The 16,466-nt window shown below is 43.6% G+C and carries 14 protein-coding genes; 8 read left to right on the forward strand and 6 right to left on the reverse strand.

Going from position 1 to position 16,466, the window contains the following annotated elements:
- The first annotated feature begins 214 nt into the window (after positions 1-214).
- Positions 215-967: a PEP-CTERM sorting domain-containing protein gene (locus ACQFX9_RS19655; RefSeq protein ID WP_427157860.1), complete on the forward strand. Its 753-nt coding sequence runs from the start codon at positions 215-217 to the stop codon at positions 965-967.
- 182 nt (positions 968-1,149) lie between these two features.
- Here the strand turns inward: ACQFX9_RS19655 and kdpC are convergent, their stop codons facing one another.
- The 5 genes from kdpC to ACQFX9_RS19680 all read right to left on the reverse strand — a co-directional run bounded on the left by kdpC (position 1,150) and on the right by ACQFX9_RS19680 (position 9,145).
- Positions 1,150-1,752, reverse strand: coding sequence for a K(+)-transporting ATPase subunit C (gene kdpC / locus ACQFX9_RS19660; RefSeq protein WP_427157861.1), 603 nt, complete (start codon positions 1,750-1,752; stop codon positions 1,150-1,152).
- Between the two features lie 184 nt (positions 1,753-1,936).
- The gene (kdpB, locus tag ACQFX9_RS19665) at positions 1,937-4,021 is read right to left on the reverse strand and encodes a potassium-transporting ATPase subunit KdpB (RefSeq protein ID WP_427157862.1); all 2,085 of its coding nucleotides are present in this window, start codon (positions 4,019-4,021) and stop codon (positions 1,937-1,939) included.
- 117 nt (positions 4,022-4,138) lie between these two features.
- Complete coding sequence (gene kdpA, locus ACQFX9_RS19670; protein WP_427157864.1) at positions 4,139-5,824, reverse strand: potassium-transporting ATPase subunit KdpA; 1,686 nt, start codon at positions 5,822-5,824, stop codon at positions 4,139-4,141.
- A 322-nt stretch (positions 5,825-6,146) separates the two neighbouring features.
- Positions 6,147-8,747: a primosomal protein N' gene (priA, locus tag ACQFX9_RS19675; protein ID WP_427157866.1), complete on the reverse strand. Its 2,601-nt coding sequence runs from the start codon at positions 8,745-8,747 to the stop codon at positions 6,147-6,149.
- Positions 8,748-8,821: 74 nt separating this feature from the next.
- Positions 8,822-9,145 carry a hypothetical protein gene (locus ACQFX9_RS19680; protein WP_427157867.1) on the reverse strand — a complete coding sequence of 108 codons (324 nt, stop codon included), beginning with the start codon at positions 9,143-9,145 and terminating at the stop codon, positions 8,822-8,824.
- Between the two features lie 383 nt (positions 9,146-9,528).
- On the opposite strand from ACQFX9_RS19680, the gene ACQFX9_RS19685 reads away from it, so the two are divergent.
- From ACQFX9_RS19685 to ACQFX9_RS19715, 7 genes are all read left to right on the forward strand, one after another.
- A complete protein-coding gene (locus tag ACQFX9_RS19685) occupies positions 9,529-10,686 on the forward strand; it encodes an RpoD/SigA family RNA polymerase sigma factor (protein ID WP_427157868.1) in 1,158 nt (385 codons plus the stop codon).
- 96 nt (positions 10,687-10,782) lie between these two features.
- The gene (locus ACQFX9_RS19690; RefSeq protein WP_427157869.1) at positions 10,783-11,274 is read left to right on the forward strand and encodes an N-acetyltransferase family protein; all 492 of its coding nucleotides are present in this window, start codon (positions 10,783-10,785) and stop codon (positions 11,272-11,274) included.
- 100 nt (positions 11,275-11,374) lie between these two features.
- Entirely contained in the window at positions 11,375-11,707 is a 333-nt protein-coding gene (gene petJ / locus ACQFX9_RS19695; protein ID WP_427157871.1) for a cytochrome c6 PetJ, read from the forward strand.
- A 564-nt stretch (positions 11,708-12,271) separates the two neighbouring features.
- Positions 12,272-13,381: a sodium-dependent bicarbonate transport family permease gene (locus ACQFX9_RS19700; protein WP_427157872.1), complete on the forward strand. Its 1,110-nt coding sequence runs from the start codon at positions 12,272-12,274 to the stop codon at positions 13,379-13,381.
- Positions 13,382-13,462: 81 nt separating this feature from the next.
- On the forward strand, positions 13,463-13,795 hold the full coding sequence (locus ACQFX9_RS19705; protein WP_427157874.1) for a P-II family nitrogen regulator: 333 nt from the start codon (positions 13,463-13,465) through the stop codon (positions 13,793-13,795).
- 277 nt (positions 13,796-14,072) lie between these two features.
- Entirely contained in the window at positions 14,073-15,434 is a 1,362-nt protein-coding gene (locus ACQFX9_RS19710; protein ID WP_427157875.1) for a cation:proton antiporter, read from the forward strand.
- A 279-nt stretch (positions 15,435-15,713) separates the two neighbouring features.
- Positions 15,714-15,962 (forward strand): hypothetical protein, encoded by a 249-nt coding sequence (locus tag ACQFX9_RS19715; protein WP_427157876.1) that lies wholly within the window; start codon positions 15,714-15,716, stop codon positions 15,960-15,962.
- 249 nt (positions 15,963-16,211) lie between these two features.
- Here the strand turns inward: ACQFX9_RS19715 and ACQFX9_RS19720 are convergent, their stop codons facing one another.
- A complete protein-coding gene (locus ACQFX9_RS19720; protein ID WP_236141052.1) occupies positions 16,212-16,460 on the reverse strand; it encodes a Ycf34 family protein in 249 nt (82 codons plus the stop codon).
- Between the last annotated feature and the right edge of the window lie 6 nt (positions 16,461-16,466).

The raw sequence follows: 16,466 nt of genomic DNA on the forward strand, positions 1-16,466 counted from the left end.
ATTTCATCGGGACTTTACAATTGTCTCCAGAATGAAGATTAATTTCATATTTATTTTAAGTAATACCACTATTTTATTTTTTGATCCAAGTATAATAAATTACAAAAATAGAAGTTTGAGAAATTGCAGAAAATTTAGTAATTACATCCTGTGTTTCGCTGAGTTTTAGTTACAAAATTGACTCAAGAAACACCAGTGATGGAAAACAAAAGAAATGTTCTTCAAAAAACTTGCTTGTCTCGCCGCTCTTTCCGCTTCTGCGATCGCTTCTATTGCTTACGCTGGTTCTGCTCAAGCTATTAGCTTCAAAATTACCACAGGTGTTAACGGCCCCAACGGCGCAACCAATCTAGGTGCTTATTCTGACTTTTGGCAAGATCCTACTGTCACCACAATCGATTTTAACAACGGTGTAGCACCTACTACTGGTTTTGCTAAATACTCCTTTCAAAAAAATGATGGTAGCAGCAGCGTTCGCACCGATACCTGGGCCCCAGCAGGTGCAGCAGGTCAAGTCAATACTTCTAAATATTTAGCAGTTTTCCAAGGTAATGCAGTTACTATTAACCTTGCCAGCACTCTGAATTATTTCGGTATTGACTGGGGTGCAATTAGCCCAGGTAACGTCTTCTCTTTCTACAAAGACAACACATTGATTAAATCATTTACCACCGCAGATGTTAATCCTGTTGCACCTATTAAAGCCTCTCAGCATGGTGGTGAAGGGAACGGTTATCTTCACTTCTACTCTGATAGCTTACTAGATAACTTCAACAAGATTGTGATCACCCAAACAGGTGGCGGTGGTTTTGAAAGTGATAACCACTCTTTCAACGCTGGAACTGGTAGATTTACAGGCTTTGATCCTAAAGCTACTCCTGAACCCGGCATGATCTTGGGAATGCTGGCTGTTGGTGGCGTGTTCGTAAATCAACGTCGCAAACAAAAGCTACAAGATGCTAAATAATCTGCATTTGAGTTGGGTAAGATGAGGCTCAGACTTTGACTGAGAGATTCGTTAATTCACCATAATTATTTATCTCTCCATGATACGGTTGATGTATCTGGAGATAATTTTTATTTTTACAGACAGGTATTGGGGATTAGGGATTGGGAGAGAAACACCAATCCCCATACATCTTGCCCTAATTATTGTTTCTTTTGGCGGGTAATATCTTGTAGGTCGAGGTTATAGTTCAACCTTAAAATATTCACTCCTGGTTCACCAAAAATTCCTAGAAATCTGCCTTCGGTGTATTGATTAATCAGAGGTAGAATCTCATCTTCTTGAATATCACGGGCGCGTGCTACTCTTTCTACTTGTTGTCTAGCAGCATTAATCGAAATATGGGGATCTAATCCAGAACCAGAGGTATAAATTAAATCAGCTATGGGTTGAATATTTTCGTCTCGGAGTTCATTGGCTTTTTCGACGATGCGGCTGATTAATTCTGGATTTCCTGGAGCAAGATTGCTAGCACCAGAGATACCTGCGGGCTTGGCTCTTCGTCCTTGGGAGTATCTAACTGCACTAGGACGACCGTGGAAATATTTATCTGAGGCAAATACCTGACCAATTAATTCTGAGCCGATAGCTTGAGCCTCAAGATTTTGTCTGATGCTACCGTTAGCTTGAAAGGAGAATAAACCTTGACCAATAACTAAAATAGCGAGGGGATAAATAATACCTGTGACTAACCACAGAACCAGGGTAATCCGAATTATTTTGATGATTTCTCGAATAAAAGGCATATATAGGGATTAGGGATTGGGGATTGGGGATTGGGATTAATCTAAGATGCTGTAATTACTGCTGAATTCTCAGGGCAAAGATTCACTTTGTTATAGTTAATTTTCTTATTCATACTTTCTAGTTGTATAACCGCCTAACCAAATAAAAATTATTTTTTTCTTTTACCTTTTTAATTTTGCCTTTTTAAGCTAGCCCTACTAAAGTAATCAGTATATCTAGTAGTTTAATGGCGATAAATGGGGCAATTACTCCACCTAAGCCATAAATTAATATATTGCGTTGCAATAGCTGATTAGCTGTCAAAGGTCTAAATTTGACACCTGTTAGAGCTAAGGGAATTAAAGCAGGAATGATCAAGGCGTTATAAATTAGGGCTGATAGAATCGCTGATTTGGTGCTAGTTAAATTCATCACATTGAGGCTTTGCAAATTAGCTCCCGCAAAGATGACTGGGAGAATGGCAAAGTATTTAGCAATATCATTGGCAATGGAAAAGGTGGTTAATGCTCCCCGTGTAATGAGCAGTTGTTTACCAATACTGACGATATCAATTAATTTGGTGGGGTCGGAGTCCAAATCTACCATATTGGCGGCTTCTTTGGCGGCTTGTGTACCTGTATTCATCGCAACACCGACGTTAGCTTGAGCTAGGGCTGGTGCGTCGTTGGTACCGTCCCCTGTCATGGCGACGAGTTTACCTTTGGCTTGTTCTCGTTGAATGACGTTGATTTTATCTTCTGGTGTGGCTTCGGCAATATATTCATCTACCCCTGCTTCTTGGGCGATGACGGAGGCGGTGATGTGGTTATCACCTGTGAGCATGATGGTACGTACACCCATACGGCGTAACTGGTCGAAGCGATCGCGGATACCAGGTTTTACAATATCTTTGAGATAAACCACGCCATAAATTTCACCATCTAAGCACACTGCTAAAGGTGTCCCTCCCTGCTGGGAAACTCTTTCATAAGCAGTATCTAGTTCTGGGGAAATTTGACCGTTGCGAGAACGGACAAAGCCTTTAATTGCTCCTACTGCACCTTTACGCGCTTCTCTTCCCCCTGGTAAATTCGTCCCACTCATGCGGGTTTTCGCGGAAAATTCTACTCCTTGGGCTTGGTTGAAGTCGAAGTCAAATCTTGCACCCAATTTTTCAGCTAGGCGAACAATAGATTTACCTTCGGGTGTGTCATCAAAAACGCTAGTTACCCAGGCGACACTAGCTATCTCCTCCATTGTGTGACCATTAATAGGGATAAACTCTTCCGCCAAGCGATTTCCTAAAGTAATTGTGCCGGTTTTATCCAGGACTAGGGTATTAATATCACCGCAAGCTTCCACAGCTTTACCTGATGTGGCGATGACATTAAATTGGGCGACTCTATCCATCCCCGCGATCCCAATGGCACTGAGTAAACCACCAATGGTGGTAGGAATTAAAGCGACAAATAAGGCGACTAAAATCGGCACACTGACGGGACTATCGGCATAGTAAGCAAAGGCGGGTAAGGTAGCGATGACGAATAAAAACACCAGACTCAAAACAGCTAGTAACACTGTCAGAGCGATTTCATTGGGAGTTTTGCTGCGTTCTGCCCCTTCTACTAGGGCAATCATGCGGTCAATAAAGCCTTTACCTGGGTCAGCAGTAACACGGACAATTAACTCATCAGAAAGGATGCGAGTCCCACCAGTCACGGAACTGGCGATATCTGAGCCGGATTCTTTGAGGACTGGCGCAGATTCCCCAGTAATGGCGGACTCATCTACAGAAGCCACCCCCATCATTACTTCCCCATCGACGGGAATGATATCCCCAGCCACTAAATAAATCGTGTCACCTTGTCTGAGGCTAGTAGATGGGACTTCGCTAATTGTGCCATCGGGGGAGAGTTTCTTGGCTGGGGTTTCGGATTTTGTGGAGCGCAAAGCATCGGCTTGAGCTTTCCCACGCCCTTCCGCTATGGCTTCAGCGAAGTTAGCAAACCAAACTGTAAAGAATAATATCCCTGTTAAGATGCCGTTAAAAAGTTGGGCGTTTTGTAGTTGGGTTTGTCCAAATAGATTGGGATCAATTGTACTAGCCAAGGTAATGAGCGTTCCCACCCAAACCAAAAACATCACCGGATTTCGGATGGCGGATTTGGGATTGAGCTTAATAAAAGCATCCGCAATGGCTCTCAGGTAAATCCCTCTAGTTTTAATTTTGCCTTTCTTGCGGGCTTGACGACGAGATTTAGTTTTAGGGGTAGGTGCAACTGGATTCATATCAGGATTGGGGATTGGGGATTAGGGACTGGGGACTGGGGACTGGGCATGGGGCATTGGCGAAAATTCTACCTTGTCTCCCTTGTCTTCCTTGTCTCCCCTGCCCCCTTGCTTCTTCTAACTACCGGATGCGAGTCTAATGCCTTCGGCGATGGGGCCTAGTGCTAAGACTGGGAAGAATGTTAACACTCCTAAAATCAAGACGATGCCGGCTGTAACTGTTGTAAATATTAAGGAGTCTGTTTTGAGTGTGCCGGGGGTTTCGGGTACTGTTTGTTTGCGAGACATACTATCGGCTAATAGTAAGACGGCAACTATTGGGATGTAGCGTCCGGCGACAATGCTGACGCTGGTGGTTAAGTTCCACCAGAGGGTGTTATCGGTGAGTCCTTCTAAGCCAGAACCGTTGTTAGCACTGGCTGAGGCGTATTCATACACTACTTGGGAAATGCCGTGAAAGCCGGTGTTGGTGATGCCAGAGAGGGTGAAGGGATAGGCGAGGGCGATCGCACTGGGAATTAAGACTAAGATGGGATGAATTAGTAAAATGACGCTGGCGAGGACGATTTCGCGTTTTTCGATTTTGCGCCCAAAAATTTCTGGGGTGCGCCCCACCATTAAGCCAGTTAAAAAGACTGTGAGAATGAGATAAATAAAGAGATACGTTGTACCTGTGCCTTGTCCACCCCAGATAATTTGCAGGAATAAGCTAAATAATGTCACGAATATTCCTGATGGCATGAGAGAATCGTGCATCCCGTTGACTGCACCTGTCATGGTAGTTGTGGTTGTGACTGCCCATAGGGCTGTCTGTGCTGCACCAAATCTGACTTCTTTTCCTTCTAAATTGGGTTGTTCTACACCCAAGGCATTGTTAACTAGGGGATTGCCTTGGAGTTCACCACCGACGGCTACCCAAATCAAGATGACAAACACAACAAATATCATCCAAAACAGTAGCCAAGCCTGTTTCATGTTTTTGGCAAATATGCCATAGGCATAAATCATAGCGGCGGGGATCGCTAGCATAGCGATAAGTTCGATGAAGTTTGAGGCTCCATTGGGATTTTCAAAGGGGTGGGCGGAGTTAGCAGTAAAGAAACCACCACCGTTTTCACCCAACATTTTGATCATTTCCCAGGAGGCTACAGGGCCTCTGGCGATGTATTGTGTCCCCCCTTCTAGGGTGGTGACGGTTACAGGTGGAGCTAATGTTTGTGGTACACCTGAGCGTACTAAGGCGATCGCACCAATCACTGAAAGGGGCAATAATATTCTGGTAATGGCACGGATGAGATCAACGTAAAAGTTGCCTAATGTTTTACCCGTGAGTCCCCGAATGAAGGCGATACTCACTGCTATTCCTGTACCTGCTGAGGTAAACATCAAAAATCCTAAAGCAGCAACTTGGGAAAAGTAACTCAGGGTTGTTTCTGGTGTGTAGTGTTGCTGGTCAGTATTAGTGACAAATGAAACTACTGTATGCAGTAAAATATCCCATTTCGGTGCGGCAAAGCCGTTAGGGTTCCAAGGTAATAATCTTTGATAATATATAAGTACGTATACTAAAATACCCATGCACAGGTTAGTGTAAAGAATGGCTCTAGCGTACTGCCAACCAGTCATTTCATCTTTGGGGCGAATACCTGTAATCACGTAGAAACTGCGTTCTATCGGATTCATTAACCTATCTAATAATGTCCTTTCGCCAAGAAACACACGGGCTATGTATCTTCCTAACAGGGGTGTGATTGCTATCACAATACATAGCGTTAAGCCAATTTGTAATAAACTTTGTCCCATTTATTTTGTACTCAATTTTCGGCTACTACTGTTTAGCTAATTCTTAAAGATAAAAAATAACTTACCTATTGACGGTGGTGTGAGCAATTTGGCAATCTTTCACACCATTAAGAGGAAGGTAGAAGTCAAAAGAAAGAATGCCTATTTTGTCAGCCTTCTGTCTATTGATGTCATTTGGTACTAGTTCATTTAGCTGTATTTACGGTTTGCTGTCTTGATAATTTTCTACCTGATGTGTAAAGTTTGCATCAAGAACAATTAAATTTTAGATTTGGGATTTTAGATTGAAATCCAATCCAAAATTGAATTGCCCAATTCCCAACTACATAATATTTAAGGGATCTACATCTATCGTCAAGCTGACACTATCACAACAGAGCGATCGCACTGCATCCCAGTCTGGTAATTGTGGCAGGGTTTCTGAGTCAAATTTCAGTAATATCTGCCATCGGTAACGGTTGGCAACTCGCATCACACTAGCTGGTGCTGGCCCTAATATTTCAAATTCCTCATTGGTACTTAAAGCTGTAGCAATAATTTGGGCTGTATTTTGTACTTGGATGGGATCAAGGCTACTCAAGCGTAATAAAATTAACCTGCCAGTAGGCGGATAATTGAGGGCTTGTCTTTGTTCTAATTCAGTCTGTACGAAGGAGTGATAATCATGATTTCTCACTGCTTCGATAACAGGATGTTCTGGGGTATAAGTTTGCATAATGACTCTACCAGGATCATCACCTCTGCCTGCACGTCCGGCTACTTGGGTGAGGGTTTGAAAGGCGCGTTCATTGGCGCGATAATCTGACAAATGCAGTAAGCCGTCAGCCGCCACTACTCCCACGAGTGTGACTTGGGGTAAGTCTAACCCTTTGGTAAGCATTTGTGTACCTACTAATAGATTTGCTTCGCCATTGGCAAATTTAGTCAGTAAAGTACGATGCGCCCCTTTATTGCGGGTGGTATCGCTATCAAAACGGATGTAAGTTAATTCTGGGAACTGTCGGCTTAATTCTTGGGCGACGCGCTGAGTCCCGCTACCAAAAAATTTGAGGTAAGGGGACATACATTCAGGGCAGTTTTGGGGATGCGATCGCACATAATTACAATAATGACAGCGCAGTAATTGGGGCGCGCCGACTTCGGTTTGATGATAAGACAAGGAAACATCACAGTGGGGACATTCCAAAACATAGCCACAGCTACGACAAGAGACAAAGGTGCTATGTCCCCGACGATGGATAAATAAAATTCCCTGTTGTTTTTTCTCTTGTAGTTGTATTAAAGCCTGTTGCAGTGACCTACTAAATATAGACCGATTCCCGTCTTGCAGTTCTTGCCGCATATCCACAATTTCTATCGGTGGTAAGGGGCGGGAATTAATGCGTTCGGGGAGGGAGAGGTAGTGAGTGGGGACTGGGGACTGGGGACTGGGGACTGGGGACTGGGGACTGGGGAAAAACTCTCCCCCTGCCTCCCCTGCCTCCCCTGCTCCCCCTGCTTCCCCTGCCCCCTGCCCCCTGCCCTCTACCTCCTTTCCTACATTCACCCAACTCTCCAAAGAGGGTGTCGCGGAACCCAGAAGTAGGGGACAGTTTTCTAACTCGGCGCGCCACTGGGCGACGGTGCGGGCGTGGTAGGTGGGAATGGGGGTGTCTTGTTTAAAGCTGGAGTCGTGTTCTTCGTCGAGGATGATTAACCCTATGTTGGGTAAGGGGGCGAAGATGGCACTGCGTGTGCCGATGATGATTTGGGGATCGCCTGTGAGCATTTGTCGCCAGGTGTCGTAACGTTCGCCCTCGGATAGTGCGCTGTGATAGACGCTGATTTTATTGCCGAAGCGGGCGCGAAATCTATCTGTGAGTTGGGGTGTGAGTCCAATTTCTGGGACTAAAACTAAGGCTGATTTTCCTTGGGTAATGATGGGAGCGATCGCTTGTAAATATACTTCTGTTTTTCCTGAACCCGTAATGCCATGCAACAATATTTGATGAAATCCATCTAACTTTTGAATAGTTTCTAAGGCATGAGCTTGGGCTGTATTTAATAATTTTGGTTGGTCTAAACCTATGGCTTGACCTTGTTCTGTTCGTAATATTTCTCGTTCTTCTATGGCTATGTAACCTTTCTGCTCTAGTGTCTTGAGAATAGAAGCACTGGCGTTAGTTATTTGCAGTAATTCACTTTGCCATAATTCTCCACCGCGCCTGCGTAATACTTCTATAATTTCTCTTTGGCGTGTGGTCAAATCTCTCTCTATGGCATCTATTAATATGACTGCTTTTTGTCTTTTTGGTTTGGTGGTGCGGGGTGGTTCTAAGTAACTTTCTACCAAGCCCATTCGCAATAACTCCCGCACTCCCCGATAGGCAGATTTGACTTTTTGTTGTAAATACGCGAAACTATAGTCCCCTGCTGTTTGATTTTGCAAAAGATGCAGAATTTGCTGTGCTGTCGGACTTAAAAAAGTAGTTACTGTTGATAACTCTTTTTGTGTCATGATTAACCGGATACGACGTTGCGATCGCCCTAATAATCCTGGTGGTAAAGCTACTCGTATCACTTGTATGAGAGGCGTATAGTAATATGATGCAACTCTATTTAACAATTCCCAATAAGCACTACTAAAAAAGCCAGAACTAACTACATCTTCTACTTCTCGAATTTTCTCTGGTGGTAAGTCAATGCTGGGCTGACTCAACAGCCGCACAGCTATTCCTCCTACTTGCTGTGCGCCAAAAGGTACACTTAATATGTCTCCTGGTTGTATTTCTAATTGTGGAGGTAAACGGTAAGTAAATAGTCCTGAATTGCCTGGAAAGTCTACCAAAACTTCCACGTAGCGATTCCCATTTGTCGATGATTTATAAATTTCTGTATCCTCATTAACCACTAGATTCTGTGATTTCACGTTAGTAATATACATAGCAACTCAATTCTCAAGATAAATATGCTGCGTCGGCTAAACTTAGTTGGCAAAATCTGCCAAAATCTCTAAATTTAAAATTTTTCCTCCTGTGGAAGTAAATTGTATTTCACAATACTTTTATCACTTATAATACTTGATAAGTTTCCTCTTATGTAATCCACTAGACAAATTGATTTCACCCATACGTGCAATAAATATTTGAGTCTACCATCACCAATCAAACTATCTTCCTGAAGTTTTTTAAAAGCGGTTATCCATTTACTAAATAGGGTATAGGCTTTTTCACTCTCTTGATAGATATTCAATCCTTTCTGTATATGAGATGCTTTTATACAAACATTTTTTTTGGAATAGTAAATTGCCTGATTATTAACATTAATAATTTTTATAAACACTTGATCACTCCAGTCCGATAAATAGACAAATTTCTTTCACAAATCTCAACCAATTAACTCAAAAATTTACAAAACCACCTGTCTGGTTTTAGATTCTGGGAGATGCCACTGTATTTGATCGACGTGTTGAGTATGAAAAAAATAGAAAGGATTTGACAGATTTAAGAATTAGCCAAACAATAAACATAATATCTGTTGTGACTGGAAAAATAAAATTTGGGTGCCAAAACGAATATTGTAGAGAAGTTTAAGTTATTGGCAAGTAATAATTGTCAAGCAAAAATCAATTTCAACTTCTATAAGTTAATTAAAACCAATTGAACAGGTGCATTCTTGCTTAGGGAAACTGTCAATTATTAGTAGCGAACAGATGCCATTAAATTATGTACCAAACCAAGCAACAATCCATCCAGGAAAATATGAATATTGCTGAATTGGGAACGATGGAAATACTTGAACATGAAGAAGAATCTTTCGACAGTTTAGAAATAGTGATCGAAGAAGAAGCCCCCCATGTAGATCATTTAGAAACAGATGAACGTGATGGGGATCAAATGGCTGCGGCTCGTCCTTCTGGGTATAACAAAACCGAACATGATGATGCTGTTGGGGCCTTTTTTAAGGAAATGGCACGTTATCCACTACTCAAACCTGATGAAGAGGTAGAGTTAGCAAAACGCGTCAGATTTTTAGAAGATGTCAAAGATTTACAAGAGGCTTTGCAAGCAGAACTTGGACAGCAACCAACTAAAGCTCAAATTGCAGCCCGCTTAGAAGTCACAGAAAAGCAACTAGAACATCGCTTATATCAAGGTAGAGTAGCCAAACGCAAAATGATTCGCTCTAACTTGAGATTAGTAGTGTCAATTGCCAAAAGATATTTAAATCGCGGAGTTCCTTTTCTAGATTTAATTCAGGAAGGGGCGATGGGTTTAAACCGCGCCACAGAAAAATTTGATCCCGATAAAGGATATAAGTTTTCTACCTACGCTTATTGGTGGATTAGACAGGCAATTACCAGGGCGATCGCCAATGATGCCAGAACCATCCGCCTACCCATTCACATTGTCGAAAAACTTAACAAACTCAAAAAAGCCCAAAGAGAACTCAAGCAAAAACTCCGCCGCAACCCCTCAGAAGCAGAAATGGCGGAAGCTTTAGAAGTTAGTGTGCAGCAACTGCGCCAACTGCAACAACTCAGAAGACAAGCCCTATCTCTCAACCACCGTGTCGGTAAAGAAGAAGATACCGAACTGATGGACTTATTAGAAGATGAAGATAACCTATCTCCTGAAGCCAAAATGAACGAAAACATGATGCGTCAGGAAATTTGGGAAGTTTTAGGCGATGTCCTCACCCCACGGGAAAAAGACGTAATTTCGCTGCGCTATGGCTTGACAACCAGCGAACCCTGCACCCTAGAAGAAGTGGGTAATATGTTTAATCTCTCCCGTGAACGAGTCAGACAAATTCAAAGTAAAGCCATGCGAAAACTACGCCGTCCCCATATAGCGAAACGACTCAAAGGGTGGTTGGTTTGAGGGCAGGGTGCAGGGTGCAGAGGAGAAAAACTATTGACTGTTGACAGTTAACTATGGACTAATGACTATGGACTAATGACTAATGACTAATAACTAATGACTAACAATTTAATCGTGCGTTGTGCTGAACCTGATGATAGCAAAGCTCTATTTGAGTTAATTCAGGGGTTGGCAGAGTATGAAAAACTCTCTCATGCTGTCACCGGCAACGCTTTGGCTTTACATGAGCATTTATTTGGCTCAAAAAGATATATAGAGGCTCTATTGGCAGAATACTCAGGTAAAGCCGTGGGTTTTGCCTTATTTTTCCATAATTACTCAACCTTTCTCACCAAACCTGGGATTTATCTCGAAGATTTATTTGTTTTACCGGAGTATCGACGGCAAGGTATCGGTAAAGCACTCCTCATTAAATTGGCTCAAATTGCCGTTGAAAGGGAATGTGGGCGGTTAGAGTGGACTGTTCTCGACTGGAATGAGTCAGCGCAGGCATTTTATCGCAGTATGGGCGCGTCAATTTTAGATGACTGGCGTATTTGTAGGGTGACAGAAGAGGCAATTGGCCAGTTAGCAGCTAAAGAATCATGAAGTTTGACAGCCTGTCGTTTGACTCAAGGAATTTAGTCCCCTGACAATTGTAAAGGAAGATATTGGGCTAAATGAGCCTTTGTTGCAGAGAGAACACAAAATGAAGAAAATCTTTTCAATTCTACTGGTAGGCATTGCAATCTTCACTTTTGCCTTCAGTAATTCCGCCTTGGCTGCTGGTGATGCTGTAAATGGAGCAAAAATCTTTAATGCTAACTGTGCGGCTTGTCATGCAGGTGGTAAAAATTTAGTGCAAGCTAACAAAAACCTGAAGATAGATGCCTTGAAAGAGTACGGTATGTACTCGGCAGAGGCTATTATCACTCAAGTTACAAATGGTAAAAATGCCATGCCTGCTTTTAAAGGTCGTTTAAACGATGCTCAAATTGAAGATGTAGCAGCTTACGTCCTCGACCAAGCAGAAAAATGGTAATTAATTAGGCAGGAATTTTCTCATCTTTGTTAACCTGAGAAGTTATTTCTGCCGATCTGTGCTAACTACGATTTTTTAATCTATAAGAGTCCCTCTACATTTAAGATAGAGGGATTTTTTTATCGTTCAAAGCACATTGGGCTGCTGCCCCCGACCTGATCGCTGGCTGCGCGGTGTCAGTGATCTAGAAACCATAGAATAATCTCTATACATACAAAAACTTTTTCTTTGATCACTCAGTAAATATTACTACCCAAAATGGCGTAAGGTTAAGAATATCAAAATGATTTAACTATTACGATTTAGTTTTTCAAAGTTTGAAGTCCCTCGGCAATCTGTTGTCGAGACTTTTTTGAGTGCGCGATCGCAGATGTTAGATTCCATTATCCAGCCGACTTTTATCTATAACCCATCCTTTATATGAAAAGGCTCGGTTCTAGTTCGTTTGATATACCGTTCATTGATCTCAATGATGGCAATCACCAACCTCATCCGGTTTAATAACCTCCGGTTTATTTAGTTCATTTATTGCAATACTCGTCATCTGAGGAGAAGGAGGCATTCGTGGATTTTTTGTCCTTATTTGTCACGGACTTTATTAAGCAATTGCAGTCCCCAACACTCGCCTTTTTGATTGGTGGCATGATCATTGCTGCCCTTGGTAGCGAATTGGTTATTCCAGAGGCGATTTGTTCGATCATCGTCTTCATGCTGCTCACCAAAATCGGTCTGACTGGTGGAATTGCGATCCGCAATTCCAACTTAGCGGCTATGGTCTTTCCCATGATCTTTGCTGTAATCACAGGGATTACGATTGTATTCATCGCCCGCTATACCTTAGCCAAGCTGCCGAAGGTCAAAGTTGTTGATGCGATCGCGACTGGGGGGTTGTTTGGAGCCGTGAGTGGTTCTACAATGGCTGCCGCCCTGACAGTACTGGACGAACAAAAGATGGCATACGAGGCATGGGCTGGCGCACTTTACCCCTTCATGGATATCCCCGCGCTCGTAACTGCGATTGTTGTGGCTAACATTTACATCAACAAGAAGAAGCGTAAAGAAGCAGCCTACTCTATTGAGCAGCCCGTTGCAGCAGGCGATTATCCCGATAAAAAAGATTATCCCAGCAGTCGGCAGGAGTATCTCAGCCAGCAGAAGGGGGATGAGGATAATCGCGTCAAGATATGGCCGATCATCGAGGAAAGCCTCCGGGGGCCTGCTCTATCGGCAATGTTGTTAGGCCTTGCTCTAGGACTGTTCACACAACCGGAAAGTGTTTATAAAAGCTTCTATGATCCCGCCTTTCGCGGCTTGCTTTCGATCTTGATGCTGGTCATGGGTATGGAAGCTTGGTCAAGGGTTGGCGAACTGCGTAAGGTAGCTCAGTGGTATGTTGTGTATAGTGTGTTGGCACCGTTTGTACATGGGCTAATCGCCTTCGGTCTTGGTATGATTGCCCACCAAGTCGCAGGATTCAGCATGGGCGGTGTCGTGGTTCTGGCTGTGATCGCTGCCTCTAGTTCCGACATCTCAGGCCCTCCCACCTTGCGAGCAGGTATCCCATCAGCCAATCCCTCCGCCTATATAGGCGCGTCCACAGCCATCGGTACGCCAGTTGCGATCGGTTTATGTATACCGTTCTTCCTCGGACTCGCTCAGGCACTCGGCGGCTAACACCAGACAGATCGCGGTCTGTCATCCCTTGACCCGACAGACCAAGTAGATCAACGTACATAATTTCAGGAGGTAAGCAACATGGGCAAGCGTGCCAACAAGCTCGTCATCGTTACGGAAAAGGTTCTGCTGAAAAAGGTCGCCAAGATCATTGATGAAGCCGGGGCAACTGGTTATACGGTGGTGGATACTGGTGGTAAAGGCAGTCGCAACGTGCGCTCTACGGGTAAACCCAACACTTCCGACACTGATTCCAATGTAAAATTCGAGGTACTCACCGAAACCAGGGAGATGGCAGAGAAGATTGCGGATCAGGTCGCAATCACGTTTTTCACCGATTATGCCGGCATTATCTATATCTGTGAAGCAGAGGTACTGTACGGGAGACATTTCTGTGGGCCAGACGGCTGTTGAGTCGAGACGACGCGCCACGGAAGGAACAAGCGAGCCATTAGTGCGAGTTTCTCAGGGTCGGACGGCTGTTGCATCAAGACAAAGCAAACCCTAAAAGCCGAGGTCATGACCTCGGCTTTTGAGTGACAGTGTTTCCTGTCCGCAGGATGTTGACCCTGGCGCAGAAGTCATTCCCCACGCAGTTTTATAACTTCCTCAAACCCTTAACCTTCATTGCTTTAAACTCATGATTTTGTCCAACATTCTGCCTCCTTTCAGTGGGGGGATGTCCGCTCTCATGGCTCCGATACCATTCCTGGCGACCGTTGTTGCTGAGGATTCACCCATTATTCTGTCTGGGGTATTGCTGACGCTAGTGGTGATTTATCTGGCCAGCAAGTTCGGCGCAGAGGTCGCTAGACGCTTGGATTTTCCACCCGTCCTGGGTGAACTAGTCGCCGGTGTGATTGTCGGTGTTTCGGCGTTGCACCTGGTAATCTTTCCTGAAGGGGGGCTGTCTGCCTCTGACTCGGTGATTATGAAAGCGTTGCAAGGATTGAATCAATTAGCACCGGACGCGCTGACCCGAATCTTTGAGTCGCAAAGTGAAGTGATTTCGGTTCTCGCTGAAATCGGCGTGATTATTCTGCTGTTTGAAATTGGTCTAGAGTCCGATCTACGGCAACTGAAGGAAGTGGGAATTCAAGCCACGGTTGTCGCCTGTGTTGGAGTGGCGGCACCTTTTGCGGCAGGTACGGCAGGGTTGATGTTGCTCTTTCATGTAGCAGCGATTCCCGCGATTTTTGCGGGGGCGGCGTTGACTGCAACGAGTATCGGCATTACCTCTAAAGTTTTGTCAGAGTTGGGTCAACTCAAATCCAAAGAAGGGCAAATCATTGTTGGCGCGGCGGTGATTGATGATGTCCTCGGCATTATTGTCTTGGCTGTAGTCGCCAGTTTAGCCAAAACCGGTGAGATTGATGTTGCCAATGTTATTTACTTGATTGTCAGTGCTACGGCATTCTTGATTGGATCAATTTTGTTGGGGGGTGTCTTTAACAAAAGTTTTGTGGCGATTGTTGAGCAGCTTAAAACCCGTGGAAATATCGTCATTCCAGCATTTATCTTCGCTTTCTTTATGGCATTTTTAGGGAACGCCATTCACCTCGAAGCGATTTTGGGTGCTTTTGCAGCAGGTTTGGTACTCGATGAAACCGATGCCCGGAATGAGTTAGATGAATTAATCAAACCGATCGCCGATTTACTAGTACCTGTCTTTTTTGTGACGGTGGGAGCGCGTGCCGACCTCGGTGTTTTAAACCCGGCGGTACCGGAGAATCGGGCAGGACTATTGATTGCAACGTTTTTGATCGCAGTGGCGATTATCGGCAAGCTGATCACAGGTTGGGCAGTGTTTGGACAACCCGGCATCAATCGAGTGGCGATCGGGGTTGGGATGATCCCACGGGGTGAGGTGGGTCTGGTGTTTGCCGGCATCGGTTCAGCTAGTGGCATTTTAGATAAGCCCCTGGAAGTGTCAATTATTATCATGGTAATTTTGACAACTTTCCTGGCTCCACCTTTTTTACGGGTTGCCTTTGGTTCATCCACGAATCCCATCCCAGAATCTACCACGCCTGTAGAAACAGCAAGTGAGTAGGCCTTGGCAGTAGGTGCTGTACTCTCGCTGCTGATACAACGGCAATATTGCAGGAGGAAAATCCACACTGCAATTTGCCTCCCCTACGTATCTGTTCAACAATCAAATATTTTTAAAGTCTAAAAATGTCCACACAAATTTATGTTTAGCGGATTGATTCGCGCCTACAATTTATATACATTTTTATTCAGCCATTGCCAGATATTAATGTAATTAATCTCCACATTCAATTATGTCTAAATAATTTTGTTGTCAAACATTAATTTAGGAGCAAATTAAATGGCTAATATCACAATTGATGAAATTTATTCTATTGGTCGTGATTTATTTCAAGACGCTGAAAGTTTTCTCAATGAATTAACTCATCAGACAATAGAATTTATCATAGGCAGTGGTTATAGCGGCTTCTGGGGATTTGGTTATTACACTAATTCCTATTCCCAATACTCCTACAATTCTTTTCCTAGAAGTGGGTATTCAGGAGGGTATGGTTATGATTATGGCTATGGTTATGGAAAATGGTATTAATTGGTAGCTTACGGCTAATGTGAATTAAACTTTGCAAGGGCGGTTTTACCGAGATCACCGTTAATTGTTAATGATATTTGATGAACCCGCCCCTACCGAGTCTCATTAGCTGCAAGCACGGGCTATTTTTTGGATATAAAAGGTTTTCCTAATTCACATTAGGTGTAGCTGATAAATATTATGTTTTAATCGGAAAAGTAAGTTAATGTACTTTTCCGATTTTTGCATGATCAAGTGTTAATTTTTGCATCAAGTTGGGACTAATTCGCCTGGACGTAATTTCGACCATTTACCTGTTTCTTGCTTAAAGCTGAGACAACCCACTACATCCCATTCCATTTCAATCACATCTTCTTGGGTACGGATGTTAACGTTAATAGATGGTTCGTTGGGATCAAAAGTGGGATTTTCTGTTAAATGGGGCTGTTGGTGCTGCGTTTCGACGGCGTGATAGGTCACACAGCGATCTACATAGTGGCAGTTTACGCAAATACACATGATAGA

Source organism: Aliinostoc sp. HNIBRCY26 (assembly GCF_050235535.1).
GTDB lineage: Bacteria > Cyanobacteriota > Cyanobacteriia > Cyanobacteriales > Nostocaceae > Trichormus.

Coding starts and splice junctions, on each gene's coding strand:
- petJ (WP_427157871.1), top strand. CDS start 11,375: ATGAAGAAAATCTTTTCAATTCTACTGGTAGGCATTGCAATCTTCACT.
- kdpB (WP_427157862.1), bottom strand. CDS start 4,021: ATGAATCCAGTTGCACCTACCCCTAAAACTAAATCTCGTCGTCAAGCC.
- ACQFX9_RS19655 (WP_427157860.1), top strand. CDS start 215: ATGTTCTTCAAAAAACTTGCTTGTCTCGCCGCTCTTTCCGCTTCTGCG.
- priA (WP_427157866.1), bottom strand. CDS start 8,747: ATGTATATTACTAACGTGAAATCACAGAATCTAGTGGTTAATGAGGAT.
- ACQFX9_RS19715 (WP_427157876.1), top strand. CDS start 15,714: ATGGCTAATATCACAATTGATGAAATTTATTCTATTGGTCGTGATTTA.
- ACQFX9_RS19685 (WP_427157868.1), top strand. CDS start 9,529: ATGTACCAAACCAAGCAACAATCCATCCAGGAAAATATGAATATTGCT.
- ACQFX9_RS19705 (WP_427157874.1), top strand. CDS start 13,463: ATGGGCAAGCGTGCCAACAAGCTCGTCATCGTTACGGAAAAGGTTCTG.
- kdpA (WP_427157864.1), bottom strand. CDS start 5,824: ATGGGACAAAGTTTATTACAAATTGGCTTAACGCTATGTATTGTGATA.
- ACQFX9_RS19720 (WP_236141052.1), bottom strand. CDS start 16,460: ATGTGTATTTGCGTAAACTGCCACTATGTAGATCGCTGTGTGACCTAT.
- kdpC (WP_427157861.1), bottom strand. CDS start 1,752: ATGCCTTTTATTCGAGAAATCATCAAAATAATTCGGATTACCCTGGTT.
- ACQFX9_RS19710 (WP_427157875.1), top strand. CDS start 14,073: ATGGCTCCGATACCATTCCTGGCGACCGTTGTTGCTGAGGATTCACCC.
- ACQFX9_RS19690 (WP_427157869.1), top strand. CDS start 10,783: ATGACTAACAATTTAATCGTGCGTTGTGCTGAACCTGATGATAGCAAA.